The organism is Lutibacter oricola, assembly GCF_900106565.1.
Taxonomy (GTDB): Bacteria; Bacteroidota; Bacteroidia; order Flavobacteriales; family Flavobacteriaceae; genus Lutibacter; species Lutibacter oricola.
Genome location: NZ_FNNJ01000001.1, coordinates 586,314 through 603,816 on the forward strand (window position 1 = coordinate 586,314; position 17,503 = coordinate 603,816).

Annotated in this window: 10 protein-coding genes; all 10 read left to right on the plus strand. The window is 31.9% G+C overall.

Annotated features, from left to right (window positions below):
• Nucleotides 1-147 precede the first annotated feature (147 nt).
• The 10 genes from BLU40_RS02345 (at nt 148) to BLU40_RS02390 (ending at nt 17,500) form a co-directional block, all read left to right on the plus strand.
• The gene (locus BLU40_RS02345) at nt 148-4,206 is read left to right on the plus strand and encodes a hybrid sensor histidine kinase/response regulator transcription factor (protein ID WP_090119328.1); all 4,059 of its coding nucleotides are present in this window, start codon (nt 148-150) and stop codon (nt 4,204-4,206) included.
• A 294-nt stretch (nt 4,207-4,500) separates the two neighbouring features.
• Complete coding sequence (locus tag BLU40_RS02350; protein WP_090119330.1) at nt 4,501-5,811, plus strand: MGH1-like glycoside hydrolase domain-containing protein; 1,311 nt, start codon at nt 4,501-4,503, stop codon at nt 5,809-5,811.
• 6 nt (nt 5,812-5,817) lie between these two features.
• On the plus strand, nt 5,818-7,281 hold the full coding sequence (locus BLU40_RS02355) for a sulfatase family protein (RefSeq protein WP_090119332.1): 1,464 nt from the start codon (nt 5,818-5,820) through the stop codon (nt 7,279-7,281).
• Between the two features lie 21 nt (nt 7,282-7,302).
• Nucleotides 7,303-8,859 carry a sulfatase family protein gene (locus tag BLU40_RS02360; protein ID WP_090119334.1) on the plus strand — a complete coding sequence of 519 codons (1,557 nt, stop codon included), beginning with the start codon at nt 7,303-7,305 and terminating at the stop codon, nt 8,857-8,859.
• A 26-nt stretch (nt 8,860-8,885) separates the two neighbouring features.
• The gene (locus tag BLU40_RS02365; RefSeq protein WP_090119336.1) at nt 8,886-10,403 is read left to right on the plus strand and encodes an alpha-L-fucosidase; all 1,518 of its coding nucleotides are present in this window, start codon (nt 8,886-8,888) and stop codon (nt 10,401-10,403) included.
• Nucleotides 10,404-10,409: 6 nt separating this feature from the next.
• Nucleotides 10,410-11,837, plus strand: coding sequence for a sulfatase family protein (locus BLU40_RS02370; RefSeq protein ID WP_090119338.1), 1,428 nt, complete (start codon nt 10,410-10,412; stop codon nt 11,835-11,837).
• A gap of 18 nt (nt 11,838-11,855) precedes the next feature.
• Nucleotides 11,856-13,442, plus strand: a complete 1,587-nt coding sequence (locus BLU40_RS02375; protein ID WP_090119340.1) for an arylsulfatase — start codon at nt 11,856-11,858, stop codon at nt 13,440-13,442.
• A gap of 2 nt (nt 13,443-13,444) precedes the next feature.
• Nucleotides 13,445-14,899 carry an alpha/beta fold hydrolase gene (locus tag BLU40_RS02380; protein WP_139170909.1) on the plus strand — a complete coding sequence of 485 codons (1,455 nt, stop codon included), beginning with the start codon at nt 13,445-13,447 and terminating at the stop codon, nt 14,897-14,899.
• A 21-nt stretch (nt 14,900-14,920) separates the two neighbouring features.
• Nucleotides 14,921-16,486, plus strand: a complete 1,566-nt coding sequence (locus tag BLU40_RS02385; protein ID WP_090119344.1) for a sialate O-acetylesterase — start codon at nt 14,921-14,923, stop codon at nt 16,484-16,486.
• 27 nt (nt 16,487-16,513) lie between these two features.
• A complete protein-coding gene (locus tag BLU40_RS02390) occupies nt 16,514-17,500 on the plus strand; it encodes a family 43 glycosylhydrolase (RefSeq protein WP_090119346.1) in 987 nt (328 codons plus the stop codon).
• Nucleotides 17,501-17,503: the final 3 nt, after the last annotated feature.

Here is a 17,503-nt window from a genome sequence, read left to right on the forward strand (position 1 = left end):
GATTAGAAAAAAATTTAAATAAATACTAACCCAACTGAATTTTTAGTTGGGTTTTGTTTTTTTATAATGTTAAGCTATTAAATTTAATTAGGTATTTCTCTAAATTTATTTTCTTTAGATTCAACAAAAAACACGAAATTTACCCTAATGAAAAAATATGCTTTTATATTTCTTTTTTATCTATTAACTTTTGGGTTGAGTGCAACGGAGTTTCATAAATTGACAACTTTAGATGGGCTTTCTCAAAACGATGTTAATTATATTTTTCAGGATAGTAGAGGTTTTATTTGGATTGGTACTAATGACGGATTGAATAGATATGATGGATATAATTTTAAAGTATTTAGAAAAGAGCCTAGAGAACAAGGAGGATTACGTAGTAATATTATAAATTCAATAGTTGAAGATAAACAAGGGAATTTATGGGTAGGTTCACTAGATAACGGTGTTAGTAAATACAATATTTCAACAAATAAATTTACATCCATTATTAATAAGGGTAATAATCCCGAAATTTTTGCTTCAAACGGAAGTTTAAAATTGATGGCCGATAGTAGAGGGAATATTTGGGTGCTAACCAATAATGGAATTGAAATTATTAATTCTAAAAACAATAAGATTGAGAGTGTTATTCAAAATAAAAACCTTGTAAATTCTCCACAAACATTTTTTGAAGATAAAAGCGGTATTGTATGGATTGGTACCTCGAATGGACTTTTAAAATTGAACCCAAAAACATTTGAATTAGAAAAGGAGTTTAAGTTGGAAACATCTGTAATTTATATTTCACAATGGGGTAATAACTTATTTTTTTCCAATAATGATGGCGTTTATCAATTTAAAGAAAAAGAGAGTAGCGCACATAAAATACCAAATGTTATTGGTGGAAAATCAATCTTTGTAGATGATAATAATTTGTGGGTAGCTTCTTTTAAAAAGGGAATTTTTGTTTACAATTTATCTAAAGAAAATACAATTTCGGCTAGTTCAAATAGTATAAAATGGAATTCGAGAAAGAATGATTTTATGAACTATAATGTTTCATCCTTATTAAAAGATAATTCAGGATTAATTTGGATAGGTACAAGTGGTGGAGGTGTTGAAGTTTACAATCCAAAAGGTCAATTTTTTAAACATTATACAGCAACAAAAAATAAAGGTAGTTTATCTCATAAAACAGTTAGATCGGTTTTAGAAGATAATTATCAGAATTTATGGGTTGGAACTGAAAATGGAGGGTTGAATTTCCTTCCAAAAGAACATAAAAATAATTATAATAAAGGTTTTATTTCAATTTTACCCAACCATAGCTTTGTTACGGTGTTAAGCCTTGATAAAAAAAATGATAGAGTTTGGGTAGGTTTACCAGCTGGAATTAAAATATTTAGTGCTAAAACAGGCGAAGAAATTTCTTTACCTAAGAATAGTTTTAATGGAATAAACGCTGTTTTTTCAATATTAATTGATAGTACTGGTGTTGTTTGGATAGGAACCTACGGCAAAGGGTTGTGGCGATTAAAATTGGACAAAAATGGAAACTATTTAAAAACTAGATTTATTGCTGAAGGAAAAAATAATTCATTGTCTGCAAATATTGTAAGAAGTATTTTAGAAGATAAAAACGGTAATATTTGGGTTGGAACTTCAGCAGGTTTAAACAAAATTAAGTTTGAAGATAAGTTAAAGAATAAACTCAGTTTTGAAGTTTATAAAAATGATATTAATAACCCTAAAAGCATAAGCCATAATTATATTTTACCCTTATTTGAAACTTCAACAGGAGACTTATGGATTGGTACTTTGGGTGGTGGTTTAAATAAATTATGTGAAGGCGAAAATGGAACTCATTATTTTGAAACAATAACAACAAATAATGGTTTACCAAACAATGCAATAAAAGGCATTTTAGAAGATGAAAAAGGAAATTTATGGATTTCTACAAATAAAGGAATCAGCCGCTTTAATCCAGAAAATAAAAGCATTCGAAATTTTGGTGTAAGCGATGGCTTACAAGATTTTGAGTTTAGAGATTTTGCTTGTTACAAGCGTGCATCTGGAGAAATGATTTTTGGTGGAGTTAACGGATTCAATACATTTTTTCCGAATAAAATATCGCTCGATACAACTATTAATAAAGTTGTTTTTACAGATCTTGAAATTCTAAATCAACCAATTGGTGTAGGCGATGAGTATAAAGGCAGAGTTATTTTAAACCAATCAATTAATAGTTTAGATGAATTAGAACTCAAGTACCAAGAAAACAGTTTTACCATTTATTTTTCAGGTTTGCATTATGCTTCGCCAAGTAAAAATCAATACAAATACAAACTAGAAGGTTTTGATGATGCTTGGGTTTCGGTAAATTCGAATACTCGATTTGCGAAATACACGAATTTAAATTCAGGAAAATATACCTTAAATGTAATTGCTTCAAATAGTGATGGACATTGGAATACTAACCCGAAATCAATTACAATAATTGTAAAATCACCGTGGTATTTCTCGGGTTTTGCAATAGCTATTTATGTATTGTTATTTGCACTGGCATTGTGGTTTTTTAGGCGTTTTACAATAATTGGAGTACAGCGCAAAAGTAAATTGGAAATGGAAAGTTTTGAGAAAGAAAAAATTCAAAAACTTTCACAAATGAAACTTCAATTTTTTACAAATATTTCACACGAGTTTAGAACGCCATTAACATTAATTATTGGTCCCATAGCTAAATTGCTGAAAGAAAAAGAGTCAATGCCCATTGAAAAGGTTGAAGAAAATTATGAGATTATTAATAGAAATGCCATTAGTTTGCAAAGGTTGGTAAATCAATTAATGGATTTTAGAAAATTTGAACAAGGTAAAATAAATATAAAAGCAAGTGAAGGAAATCTAATTGGGTTTATTCAAAAAGTTATGACTTCATTCAATTTTATAGCTGAACAAAAAGAAATTGAATTTACATTTAAGCACCTATCACATAATTTACCATTATGGTTTGATGCCAATAAACTTGAAAAAGTATTGATGAATTTATTATCCAATGCATTTAAATTTACAAACAGAAACGGAAGTATTACACTAAAAGTTGAAGAAGAAAAAAATAATGTTTTTATTTCTGTAGAAGATAATGGAATTGGTATTTCAAAAGAAAAACAGGAGTTTGTATTCAATAGGTTTTTTCAAGCAGATAAAATTGATGATAAAGTTGAAGGAACCGGAATTGGTTTGTCCTATTCCAAAGGTTTGGTTGAAATGCATCACGGTACAATTCAGTTAATTAGCGAAGAGCGAAAAGGAACCAAATTTATTGTAACTTTATTAAAAGGGAAAGAGCATTTTAGCGATAAAGAGTTATTAGTAAAAGAAAATTATTCTCAGTTCAATGTTCCTGTAGAGGTTGAAAAAGAAGAAGTAAGCTTTATAAGTGAAGCAGAAAATGAAAATAACATTAATAAGCAAACATTACTTATTGTTGAAGATAATATTGAATTGCGAAAGTTTGTAGTGAATAGCTTAAGTAGTAGGTATACAATTTTTGAAGCTGAAAATGGAGAAGAAGGTATTGAACAATGTACAAAACATTTTCCAGATTTAATTATTAGTGATGTTATGATGCCCAAAATGGATGGTTTTGAAATGTGTAAAACTATTAAAACCACTATAGATTTAAGTCACATTCCTATCATACTATTAACAGCAAAAACAAGTTCAGATAATAAAGTAAAAGGTTATAGTTTAGGCGCAAATGCTTATGTAGAAAAACCATTTAATTTAGAAGTTTTAAAAGCTCAAATAGAAACTTTAATTAAAAATAAAGAATTGCTTCAGCAAAAATTTAAAAGTACTTTAGAGATAGAGCCTTCTGAATTTTCTACAACAAAAGTTGATGATAAGTTATTGACTAAAATTCTTGAAATTGTTGAGTCTAAAATTACAGATGAAGTATTAACCGTACAATTTATTGCTTCAGAATGTGGAATGACACAAACTGTATTAAATAAAAAATTAAAAGCATTAACAGGTAAAACTTCCGCTGCTTTTATTAGATCCATCCGATTAAAAAGAGCCGCAAAATTACTTTCAACAGGAAGATATTCTGTAAGTGATGTAACCTACGAAGTTGGCTTTACCGATTTAAAATATTTTAGAAACTGCTTTAAAAATGAGTTCTCAGTTTCACCTTCAGAATATAAAAAGAAAGCTATTCAGTAATTTCTGTTTTCAATAGCGTTTATAGGCTTTAAACTAGTCTAAAATAGAATACCCCTGCCTTTTATACAATTTTCACCCCTGTTTTTTTGTGCTTATATAGTTAATTTAGCTAGAGATAGTAGGTGTAATGCCTTTAAATCAGTCTAAATATTTTAATAAGAATTGTTCTTGTTGAATTTTATCTAGATAGATTGAAAAATAGAACATTTGATTAATTATTTGCCACATATGGGTACTTAATTTTTTGTACTAAAAAATGAACCTAAATTGTAGAAGCACAAAAACCAAATAAATATGAAATACAAGTTTTCAATAATTTTTGCATTAGCAGTAATATTCTTTTTCGGAAATGTAAATGCACAAAAAAAGCAGTCAGTAGAAATTCCAATTAACAAAAAATTTGATACCAATTCTATCATCTTAAAAACAAGATTAAGGGAACTAAATAAAGATATTGAATCTTACGGAATTTTATTAGATACTGTTATTACAAATAAAAAATTGTTAACTGGATATAGATACGAGCAATTTTACGATTGGGATTTATATTTCGAGAATATCTACATGTCTTATTATGGAATTTCAAAATACAACTTCGATAATTTAGAAGGCTTTTTTGCAATACAACATCCTGATGGTTTTATAAAACGTTCATTTGGTTCAAAAAACTTTGGAGCCGACCACCATTTTAAGCCTTTTATTGCACAAATAATTGTGTTGGGTTCTCGTCAAACTGGAAATTGGGAATGGGCAAAAAAATACTACGAAAAAACACAATTGTATTTAAAACATTGGTTTGAATACGATACTGATAAAAATGGATTAGCATATTGGTCTGGACAACAAAAAGGAAGTTGGTCTGGAGCAGCAGACCATAGTGGAATGGATAACCAAAACACACGAACGTTAGGTTTAAGTGAAGGAGTAGATTTAAACTGTTACTTGGTTCGTGAATTAGAAGCAATGGCTGTAATTGCCAAAAAAATAGGGAAGAAGAAAGATGTTAAAGGATATTTAGAACACGCTGAAAAATTGAAAAACCTGATTAATGAGCACCTTTGGGATGAAAAATCAGGTTTTTATTATGATAGAAATGAGGAAAACGGAAAAACAACTTATGTAAAGTCAGTTTCGTGTTTTACACCAATATGGGCAGGAGTTGCTTCAAAAGAACAAGTAAAACGTATGGTTGAGGAACATTTAAAAAACCCGAAAGAGTTTTGGACAAAGTTTCCTGTTCCTGGTTATGCCTTAACAGAACCAGATTACCGTCAAAATTATCAAGGGCAAAAAGGATGTAATTGGAAAGGTTCAACTTGGATACCTACAAATTATATGATTTGCCACGGATTAACCGATTATGGTTATAAAGATTTAGCAAAAGAGATTGCTCACAAAACCTATAATCTGGTATTAAATAATAAAAGTACACGTGAGTTTTTTAATGCTGAGACTGGTGAAGGTTTAGGTATGAATCCATTTTTTGGATGGTCTTCATTAGCTTATTATTTACCGTTGGAATTGGAATTGAATTACAATCCAATGGATTTAAAAGAGAAAAATATTCAAAAGTTAAGTGAAAAAATTGGAGTTAATTTTAAATAAAATATAATGAATTTTAAAGTATTTAAGTTATTCGTTTTAGTGGTTGTTATTTCGGTTGAATTTATTTCAGCTCAAAATAAAGTAACAAAACGTCCAAATATAATTATAATTAATGCTGATGATTTAGGTTATGGAGACCCAAGTTGTTATGGCGGAAAATTATTTGAAACCAAAAACATTGATCGTCTTGCAAAAGAAGGAATCAAATTCACGAATGGTTATGTATCGTCATCGGTGTGTTCACCAAGTCGTCACGGATTATTAACAGGTGCATATCAAACACGTTTTGGAGTACAATGGAATCACGATACATATGGCTTGCCTGGTCAAAAAGATAAAAAACGTAAATCATTAATTCCAAGTGAGCATCGTTATATCAACCAAGCATTTTCCGAAGCTGGTTATGTAACTGCAATGGCTGGTAAAATTGGTATTCCAACCTATCCAAAAACTACTTTTGATCACGAGTTTTCTTTAACTTCAGCAGGATGTAACTATTTTCCTGATGAAACAGGAAACTATGGAGGAGTTGATGGTCATCCAAAACCAAAAGGAGGTTGGACTATGACACAATGGGGGCCAGATAGAAAGGGCGAGGAATATATAACAGACAGATGTGGAAGACAAACTATTGAATTTATTGAAGCTAATAAAAATAAAGAGAATCCGTTCTTTTTCTATTTAGCTTTTAACGCACCACATACACCACTGCAAGCTAAAAAGGTTGATAGAAAACGTGTTAAACATATCAAATCTGAATCAATGAAATTGTATGCTGCAATGGTGTTGGCAATTGATGATAATGTTGGGAAAATTTTAGATTATTTAGATAAAGAAGGATTGCGTGAAAATACAATTGTAGTATTTTTAAGTGATAATGGACCTATGAATCCTATTCATTTTCAAGAACCTGATTGGTGGCCAGACAATTCACCATATCATATTATGGGACAACGAGGTGGACTTTCAGGCTACAAAGGAATTTTTAGAGAAGCAGGTATCCGTATTCCTTATATAATGAGTTGGCCAGGGCATTTACAGCAAAATACTACGTATGAAAAAACGGTAAGCACGTTAGATTTATATCCAACTTTATGTTCTGCAGCAAATGTAAAGTTGCCTGAAAACACGCATTTAGATGGCGTAAATATTTTACCTTATTTACAAGGAGGTTATGCGAATGAAGAACCACACGATTATTTATTTTGGTATGCAAATCGAATGGGTGCAGTAAGAAGTGGAAAATGGAAATTATACATTGAAGATAACAAGCATTATTTATTCGATTTAGAAAATGATGTATCTGAAACTACAAATGTAAGTCGAGAAAATCCTGAAGCGATGCAAGATTTATTTGGGGCTTTTATAGCGCATAGAAATGAAATGCCACCATTAAGAAATCCGTTTATTAGACCAATTGATCTTCCTTCAGATGCTGTTAAAAATTTGCATCCAGTAGATCCTAAGTAATAATTATAATACTTAAAACAAATGTATAAAAGTAAAATCATTTTACTTCTGTTAAGTGTAATAGCACTAAATACTAGTTGTCAATCTAAAAAGGTTGAAAAAAAACCAAACCTTCTATTTTGTATTGCTGATGATGTAAGTTTTATTCATACTTCAATAAATGGAACTGCAGAATTAAGTACACCAAATTTTGATAGAGTTGCAAATAGTGGTGTTTTATTTAACAATGCCTATTGTAATGTTTCATCTTGTGCGCCATCAAGAGCTTCAATTTTAACAGGAAAAAACATTTGGGAGCTAGAAGAAGGAGGTTTATTATTTGGTGGCCTGAAAAAAGAATACCCTACATTTTCAACGGCATTAAAAAATATAGGTTATGCTACTGGCTACAGTGGTAAAGGCTATATGCCGGCAAGTCACAAAGAACCATATCAAGCACAACCTTTGGCTCCTGAGTACAATAAGATAAGAAATAAAGTTCCGCAGTTTATGTCTAATAAAGATTATGCTGGGAATTTTGATGAATTTTTGTCTAAAAAAGACAAAGATGCTCCTTTCTTTTTCTGGTATGGATCTCACGAAGCACACAGAAAATACAATCCTGGAATTGGAGTAAAATCAGGGAAGGACATTTCTAAAATTAAAGTACCTGGGTTTTTACCTGATAATGATTTGGTGAGAAGTGATATTGCAGATTATTATTATGAAATTGAATGGTTTGATTCTCATTTAGGAAGAATGATTAAAACTTTGGAAGAAGCTGGAGAACTAGAAAATACCATAATTATTGTAACTGCAGATAATGGAATGCCATTTCCTCGTGCAAAAGCTAGTTGTTATGATTATGGAACACATATGCCATTAGCAATTTGTTGGGGAAATAAAATTAAAGGAGGAGCTACAGTAGATGACTTTATAAGTTTTACAGATTTTGCTCCAACATTATTAGAAGCAGTTGGATTAGAAATTCCTAAAGGAACAACAGGGAAAAGCTTTTTAGATGTTTTATTTTCTGAAAAAAGCGGACAAGTAGATAAAAAAAGAGATAGAGTTTTTACAGCTTTAGAACGTCACGCATATTGTAGGCCAGAAGGATTGACTTATCCAGTGCGTACCATTCGAAAAGGAGATTTTTTATATATGGTAAATTTTGAACCAAGTAGATATCCAGGTGGTGATCCAGATTTTTTCTCGCCTCATCAAGGATTTTACGGAGAGGTTGATGCTAGTCCTTCACGCACACATTTAATTGAAAATAAGGATAGTGAGCCAACTAAATATTATTTCGATTTACAGTTTGCAAAACGCCCTAAAATAGAATTATACAACGTAAAAGAAGATCCATATAACTTACATAATCTGGCTTCAAATGAAAAATATGCAGAATTATGTAAAGAGCTAAAAGCAGAACTTTTTCAATACCTAAAAGAAACGGGAGATCCTAGAATGGAAGGTAAAGCACCTTGGGATAACTATCCGTATTACTTCAATGGCTTGGATAAAAAACATTTGTTGCCTATTGGAAAACGTGATGTTGATTATCAGAAAAATCAAGAAAAAACAACAAGAATATACTAATCAGAATATAAAATTAAGACTATAATATGAAAAATAGAGTAATAACATTAATAGTAGCAATTATTGCTACAGTTACTTTAACCAACGCACAAGAAAAATTTAAGCCAGAGTGGGAGAGTTTAAAAAAACATAAAGTAACACCAGAGTGGTTTGCCGATGCTAAATTGGGAGTTTATTTTCACTGGGGAGTTTACAATGTTCCAGCAAATGGAAATGAATGGTACGGTAGATTTATGTACGAGAAAGACCGTAGAAAAACTTGGGGAAAAGACATTTACGATTACCACACAAAAACATATGGAAGAGATGTGCATTACCACGATTTTATTCCGCAATGGAAGGCTGAAAAATTTTCAGCAAAACGTTGGGTAGATATGTTCGAAAATATGGGAGCCAAATTTATTGGAACCATTGCCGAACATCACGATGGTTTTTCATTATGGGAAAGTAAAGTGAACCCTTGGAATTCAAAAGATAAAGGGCCTAAAATTGATGTTGTAAAACAAATTGCTAAAGAAGTAAAAAGTCGTGATTTAAAATTTATGACAACTTTTCATCACGGTTTTCATATGATGTTTTTTCCAAAAAAGGAAAACAGTGCACTTCGTCCGTTAAGTGAGCATAACGCGGTTTATAAAAACCCTGAAGTTCCACAAGATCCAAAGTATCGTGCACTTTATGGAACAATGTCTTATAAAGAAGAATGTGATATTTGGTTAGGAAAATTAGATGAAGTAATAGAAGAATATTGTCCAGATTATATTTGGATGGATTTTGCTCAAGGGTATGTGCAAGAAAATTATCGTCAGCAATTTTTGGCTAATTATTTTAATAAAGCACAAGAATTAAACAAAGAAGTTGTAGTAAATACAAAAGGAGACTTTTTCCCTACCGATGTAGCTGTTGTTAATGTAGAGCGAGCTACAATGGTAGATATTACACCATTTGTTTGGGTAACGGATTTTCAATTAGGAAGCTCTTGGGGATATAACAAAGACAAACGTACCGCTTTAGATCCTAAAAAAGCAATTAGAATTCTTGCTGAAGTTGTAAGTAAAAATGGAGTTATGATTTTAGCCGCAGCTCCAATGGCAGAAGGTGTAATTCCAATTGAACAAGCACAAGCAATGGAAGGTATAGGTGCTTGGTTAAATTTATATGGAGAATCTATATACAACACAAGACCTTTTGTTGAATTTGGACAAGGGCCAACGGAATTAAAGAGAAATCCTAATGATAATTGGAATGCTTATGGTTCTATTAAAGCAGGTTTAAATAGCTTAAATAGTCAAGATGTTCGTTATACAAAAAATGGTAAAAATGTATATGCAATTCAATTAGGTTGGCCAGGTTCTAAAAAAGAAATTACACTAAAAACTTTTGCAGGAAAAGCAAAGGATTTAAAAATTAGATCTATTTCTGTTCTAGGTTCAAAAGAAAGAATTAAGTGGAAAAAAACTTCAAAAGGATTGGTAGTTACTTCACCAAAAAATAAACCTGCTGAAGGTGATGCTGCTATAGTTTATAAAATTAAACTGAAATAGTTTATTATGAAGTTTAGAATTATAATTATTATTCTTTGCTGTTTTCTAGGGTCAAAGCGTATAAATGCTCAAAAGCAACCAAATTTCATCATCATTTTTACAGATGATCAAGGTTATGAAGATTTAAGTTGTTTTGGCTCAAATAAATTAAAGACACCAAACATTGATAAAATGGCTGATGAAGGTGTAAAATTGACAAGTTTTTATGTAGCTTCTTCAGTTTGTTCGCCTTCAAGAGCAGCTCTGTTAACTGGTAGAATGCCAAAAAGAGTTGGTATTCCAAGAGTTTTATTTCCGAAGAAAAATGAAAAAGGATTACCAACAGAAGAAATTACAATTGCAGAATTGTTGAAAGAGAAAAATTATGCTACAGCTTTGGTGGGTAAATGGCATTTAGGTCACGATAAGAAGTATTCACCTTTAAATCAAGGGTTTGATTCTTATTTTGGGATTCCTTATAGCAATAATATGTCAATTGCATCAGGTATTGATATTTCTCCAAATATTGTTTTAAATGATGGTTATACATTGGAGAAAATGCATTCAGATATGCAATTGGTGGATGCTTCTGGAAACAAAGATGCTAAAAAGAGTTTAAAAAACAAGCCACCTTTAATGCGAGGAAATGAAATAGTTGAATATCCAACCAATCAAACTACGTTAACCGAGCGATACACAAACGAAGCCGTTTCATTTATTAATAAAAATAAAGAAAAACCATTCTTTTTATATGTAGCCCATTCATTTCCACACGTACCAATTTTTGTTGGTGATAAGTTTAAAGGTTCAAGCGGAACAACACCGTTTTACGATGCTGTTCAGGAAATTGATTGGAGTGTTGGTGAAGTTTTCAAAGCTTTAAAAGAAAACGGATTGGATGAAAATACCATCGTTATTTTTACTTCAGACAATGGTCCAAATAGTCACGGTTCAGCAAAGCCATTAAAAGGAAGAAAGTTTGATACTTATGAAGGCGGACAAAGAGTACCTGCAATTTTCTGGGCACCAAATAAAGTAAAAGCTGGCGTTGTAAGTGATGAGATTGTTTCTTCGTTAGATATTTTTCCAACAATAGCAAAATATGCAGGAATTTCTATGCCAAAAGATAGAGTTTTTGACGGTTATAATCTTTCAAAATATTTAGAAGGGAAATCTAAAAAATCACCTCGAAAAGAAATGTATTTCTATGGTTCTAATTCCACTAAAATTGATGGTGTTCGTTTAAGTGATTGGAAATATTTAATTGAAGGTTATAGAAAAGCTTCTTGGCGAAAGCTTACTGAAGAAGATACTAAAATTAAGCTGTTCAATTTAAAAGAAGACAAGTCTGAATCTAAAAATGTAATAGACTTAAATGCTAAACAAGCAAAAAAACTGTTGAAAAAAATGCAACGTTTTGATGCAGAATTAGAAAAAGACATTTTAACAAAGTAAAATTTTAAGACTCACATTATGAAGCGTAAGCTGAATATTTTATTACTACTGTTAGCAGTTCAATTATTTGCTCAGAAACAACCCAATATTGTTTTAATAATGGCAGATGATATGGGTTTTTCAGATATTGGTTGTTACGGTGGTGAAATTAAAACGCCAAACTTAGACAAACTAGCTGAAAATGGAGTCCGGTTTACTCAATTTTACAATAATGCTAGGTGTTGCCCAACGCGTGCGGCATTGTTAACTGGTTTGTATCCACATCAAGTAGGAGTTGGCGGTATGGTTGGTCACGGTTATGGAGATTTGAATAATAAATGTGTAACAATTGCAGAAGCATTAAAAACAAATGGCTATGCCACGTACATGACAGGTAAATGGCATGTGGCAGATTCTAATACTAACGATGATATTCATAACTGGCCAATTCAACGTGGTTTTGATAAATTTTACGGTACTATAAAAGGTGTAGGAAGCTATTTTGATCCTTATACATTAACAAATAATAATGAAAATGTTAAGCTAAAACCAGATGATAAATTTTATTACACCGATGCTATATCCGATTCTACAGTAACTTTTCTCGATAAACATTTTAAACAAAAAGCAAATAAACCATTTTTCTTTTATGTGGCTTATACTGCTCCACATTGGCCTTTGCATGCTTTAGAAAAAGACATTGCAAAATATGAAGGTGTTTTTGATAAAGGTTGGGATGTTTTAAGAGAAGAACGTTTGGTAAGAATGAAAAAAATGGGAATTATTCCAAAAAACACCAAACTTAGTCAGCGAGACTTTAGAGCTACAGAATGGAATTCTGTTGAAAACAAAGAATGGGAAATTCAACGTATGAAAACTTATGCAGCTCAAATTGATAATATGGACCAAGGAATTGGAAGAATTATTGACAAGTTAAAAAAGGAAGGCGAGTTTGAAAATACACTAATTATATTTTTATCGGATAATGGAGGCTGTGCTGAAACACTACAAGGTGTTGAAAAATGGGTGAGCGAAAAAGAAGTTACTGTTACTTTAAAAGGAAAAAAAGTTACTCCAGGAAATGTCTCAAATCTTATGTCTGGACCAGCTACTACGTATATGAGTTATGGCGAATCTTGGGCTAATTTAAGTAATACACCTTATCGAAAATTTAAGAAATCAGGTCATGAAGGTGGTGTAGCAACACCATTTATTATGCATTGGCCTAAAAAGCTTAAAAAAAAGAATGTTCTAAAAAAAGATGTAGCTAGTATTATAGATGTATTGCCAACCATTGTTGATATATCAAATACTAGTTATCCACTTTCATATAACGGAAATAAAATTCAACCAATGGAAGGGTTAAGTCTAATGCCTGTATTTAAAGGTGAAAACTTAAATAGAGATGAATGGTTTATGGAACACGGAAGCAATAAAGCATACCGAAAAGGAAACTGGAAAGTTGCTTGGTCTAAAGATAAAGATGGAAAAAAATGGGAGCTTTTTAATTTAAAAAAAGACCCAACAGAACAAATTGATGTAGCAGTAAAATATCCAAAAAGACTTTCAGAAATGAAAGCGAGATGGTTTGAATGGGGGAAGAGAGTAAAAGTTGTAAAAAAATAAATATGAAGCTAAATAATAGATATTCAATTAAGGGAAATAGTTTAATGTTTCTTGTTTTATTGGTGAGTAATTTACTGTTTTTTACAGTAGTTTCGGCTCAAGGTGAAGACCAAAATTGGCATCTACCTGATTTGTCTGAAAAGTTTAAATCTCACCCTAAGGGAATTTTTGTAGAGTTGGCCGACTCAATTCCAATTCGAGGAACTTTATATAGAATCCGAGTACCTAAAAATTGGAATGGAATTTTACTTAGTGATTTAGATTATTATAAATCTGCAGATTCTCAACGCAATGTAAAACTCTTAGAAATGGGATATGCTTTATCAGGAACAAAAAGGCGCCCAGGTAGAATGAAAGCATACGATCCTGCTCATGAAATACATGATATAATTTCTGTATTAGATATATTTGAAGCCAATTTTGGAAAACCTTCAAAAACTATTCAATTAGGTTGCTCAGGTGGAGGCACAATTACTATTGCCATGGCTGAAATTCATCCTGATAGAATAGATGGTGCAATTGCATTGTGTGGAGCAACAAGTCCTTGGATGGCAAATACGCATTTAGATGCATTATTTGTTTTAAAGGCACTTTTGGCACCTGAACTTCCTATTTTAGAAATTCCTCTTAAAGGTGCTGAAATGCAAAGTATCGCAAAAGATTGGGAAAACGTGGTGAAAGCTGCGCAAAAAACTCCAGAAGGTCGTGCTAGAATCGCTCTGGCAATAACAATTGGACAATGGCAAGCTTGGGGAGGAAAAGGAGAAGCACCTGTTCCTAACCCAAATTTGAATAATACTATAGAATTACAAAATAGCATGTATGAAAGTTTGGTTCGTCTTTTACCAAATAGAGGAACTTTTGGAACTACAATGATTGAACTTGCTGCACCAGGACAAATAAAAGGAAATACAGATGTAGATTATAGAGAATTTTATGAAAACGGTAATGAGTTGTATAAAAAAACTGTTGAAGATTTATACAAGAAAGCTGGAATTAGCCTAAAAAGCGATATTAAAAAGGTGAATAACTTTCCTAGGATTAAAGCTGATGCTTCAGCAAAAAAATGGTGGAGTAAACCTGGACGTACACATATTGGAGAACCTAAAATTCCATTTTTACGATTGAGTACTAGTGGAGATGGTTTAGTATATCCAGCAATGGTTAAAGGTTATGAAGATTTAGTGGTTAAAAATGGATATTCAAAACTTTTTCGCAGTGCTTATGTAAATCGTTGGGGACATTGCACATTTTCTGTTGGGGAATGGCTGGCAGCTATTGAAACGGTGAAGCAACGAATAGAAAAAGGAGTTTGGCCAAATACAAAGCCTAAAGAGCTTAACAGATTAGCCAAAAAGTTAGATTCTAATTCAAAGGCTGAATATTTTGAATTCAAAACAGTAAAAAAGTATAACCGTACTTGGGTGCCAGACATTAATGACTTTATAGGCGAATAATAATAAACAAAATTTTAAGTAATGAAAAAACAATTAATATTCGTATTTCTTTTTTGTATCAGTACTATTGTGCTTCATGCAGAAGTTAAGGTAGCCAATGTTTTTGGTAGCCACATGGTGTTACAACGTCATCAACAAAATCCAATTTGGGGAACTGCGAATGTTGGGGAGAAAATAACAGTGTCAATTGCTGGCCAGTTGCATAAAACGGTTGCCAATCGCAAAGGAGAATGGCGAATTCAATTAGATGCTATGAAAGCTGGTGGACCTTATAAAATGATTGTTGAAGGAGAGAATAAAATTGTTTTTGAAGATATTCTTATTGGTGAAGTGTGGATATGTACAGGACAATCTAATATGCAATGGAGTGTAGAAAATTCTAATCATGCTGAGCTTGAAATGCTTTCAGCAAACTATCCTAAAATACGACTTATCAGTATTCCTTTAGTTGGAGTCTCAGAACCTCAAACAGATATAAAGGAAGCAAATTGGGTAGCTTGTAGTTCAGAAACAATTCCAAAGTTTTCAGCTGCAGGTTATTTTTTTGGAAGAAGACTACATCAAATTTTAGATGTTCCTGTAGGATTGATAAATGCTTCTTGGGGAGCATCTTCCTTAGAATCTTGGATTCCAAGAGATGCTATCGAAAAAAAGTACAAGCATAAAGAGTTTTTAGAAGATTGGGATTGGAGAATTAATCAATTTACAGATCAAATGTTAATTGATTATACCAAAAAATATGAAGCTTGGGAAAAGGCAGGTAAACCTGGGCAAAAAAAACGTCCTCCTAGAGATATTAGAATTGGACAAAATAGACCTGCAAATGCATATAATGGAGTAATTCACCCAGTAATTGGCTATGGTATTAGAGGTTCAATTTGGTGTCAAGGTGAAAGTAATCTTGGACGAGGTGATCAATACAGTGAGTTATTTCCAATAATGATTAATTCGTGGAGAGAACGTTGGAAAAATGGCGATTTTCCTTTTTATTGGATTCAAATTGCAAGTATGAAAGAACCTGATTTAGAGCCTGAAAATAGTTCTTGGGCCGAATTGCGTGAAGGAATGTCAAAAACATTATCGTTACCAAACACAGGAGAAGTAATTTCTATGGATGTAGGTGAAGGAAATGATATTCATTATAGAAACAAGCAAGAAATGGGTAATCGTCTTGCCCGTTTAGCTTTAGACGATACTTATAATTTTAAAATTGAAGGTAGAAGTCCTAGATATAAATCAATGGAGATTCAAGGAAACAAAATAACTATCCAATTTGATAATATAGATCAAGGTTTGTATGCCTTTAATTCTAGTATTGTGAAGGGGTTTTCAATTGCTGGAGAAAATCAAAAATTTGTTTGGGCAGATGCTAAAATTATTGGTAAAAATAAAGTTGAGGTGAGTTCAGTTGGAATTAAAAACCCAGAGGCAGTAAGATACGCTTGGTCTAACAAGCCTGTTTCAAATTTAATAGATAGAAATGGATTGCCAGTTGCTTGTTTTAGAACGGATAAGTGGCAAATTCCTTCCGAAGGAAAAGTTTTAGCGCAGAAACGTTATAAGTATCCTAATTCAAAAAAAGATTAAAGCAGCTGAGCATTAAATAAATGTAATATGAAACTTAAAATCGTTTTTATTGTACTGTCTGTATTGGTGTTTAACCAAGTAAATGCGCAAACAAATAAGGTGTTAGTGCCAAAACAAGCCAACAATTATGTTGAAATTTATCAACCAGCAGGAGATTATTTTTTTGGACCAAATACTAAGGAATTAAAAGAAGGAGAATGGTACGACCGCTGGATCCCAAACGATCATTGTTTTGTAAAAGCAGAAGATGGTTTATGGCATATATTTGGAATTACACACCCATATACCGATCCTAAATTGGGTAATATTCATCAAGGTGAATATGCTTCTTTTCATGCTGTTTCATCAAAATCAAATTTCAAAAAAACGGTTAAAGAACATCATTATAAAGATTTAAAAAAAGTATTAACTCCTAAAGAACGTCCAGGAGAAATTCCTGCGAATCACGCTCCTTATATTGTGAAGAAAGGTGGTTTGTATTATATGGTGTATGGTCATAGTCCAATACGTTTAGCAACCTCGCCAGATTTGTATAAATGGACCCCAAGAGGTACACTGTTTGAAGAAGAAAAAGGAGCACGTGATCCAAATTTAATACTACATAATGGAATCTATTATATGACATATTGTTCAGAAAAATGTGTTCGTATGAGAACTTCAAAAGATTTAATTGAATGGAGCGAGGCTAAAACGGTACTAACAACCAATGAGTTTGACCCTGAATCTCCATCGGTTATTTTTCATAACAATACTTTTTATCTTTTTGTGTGTTCGTGGAAAAAAGGACAATGGGATAGGGTTAGCTTAATGGGAGCATACACACATAATGCGCACGTATATGCATCAGATGATATTTCAAATTTCGGAACAGATAGCGAAAAAGAAATAACAATACTAAATGCGCACGCTCCTGAAATTTTTCAAGGAGAAGACGGACAGTGGTATATTTCTAGTGTGGTTTACCCAGATATGGGAGTGAGTATTGATAAATTAGAATGGATTGAAACTAAATAAAAT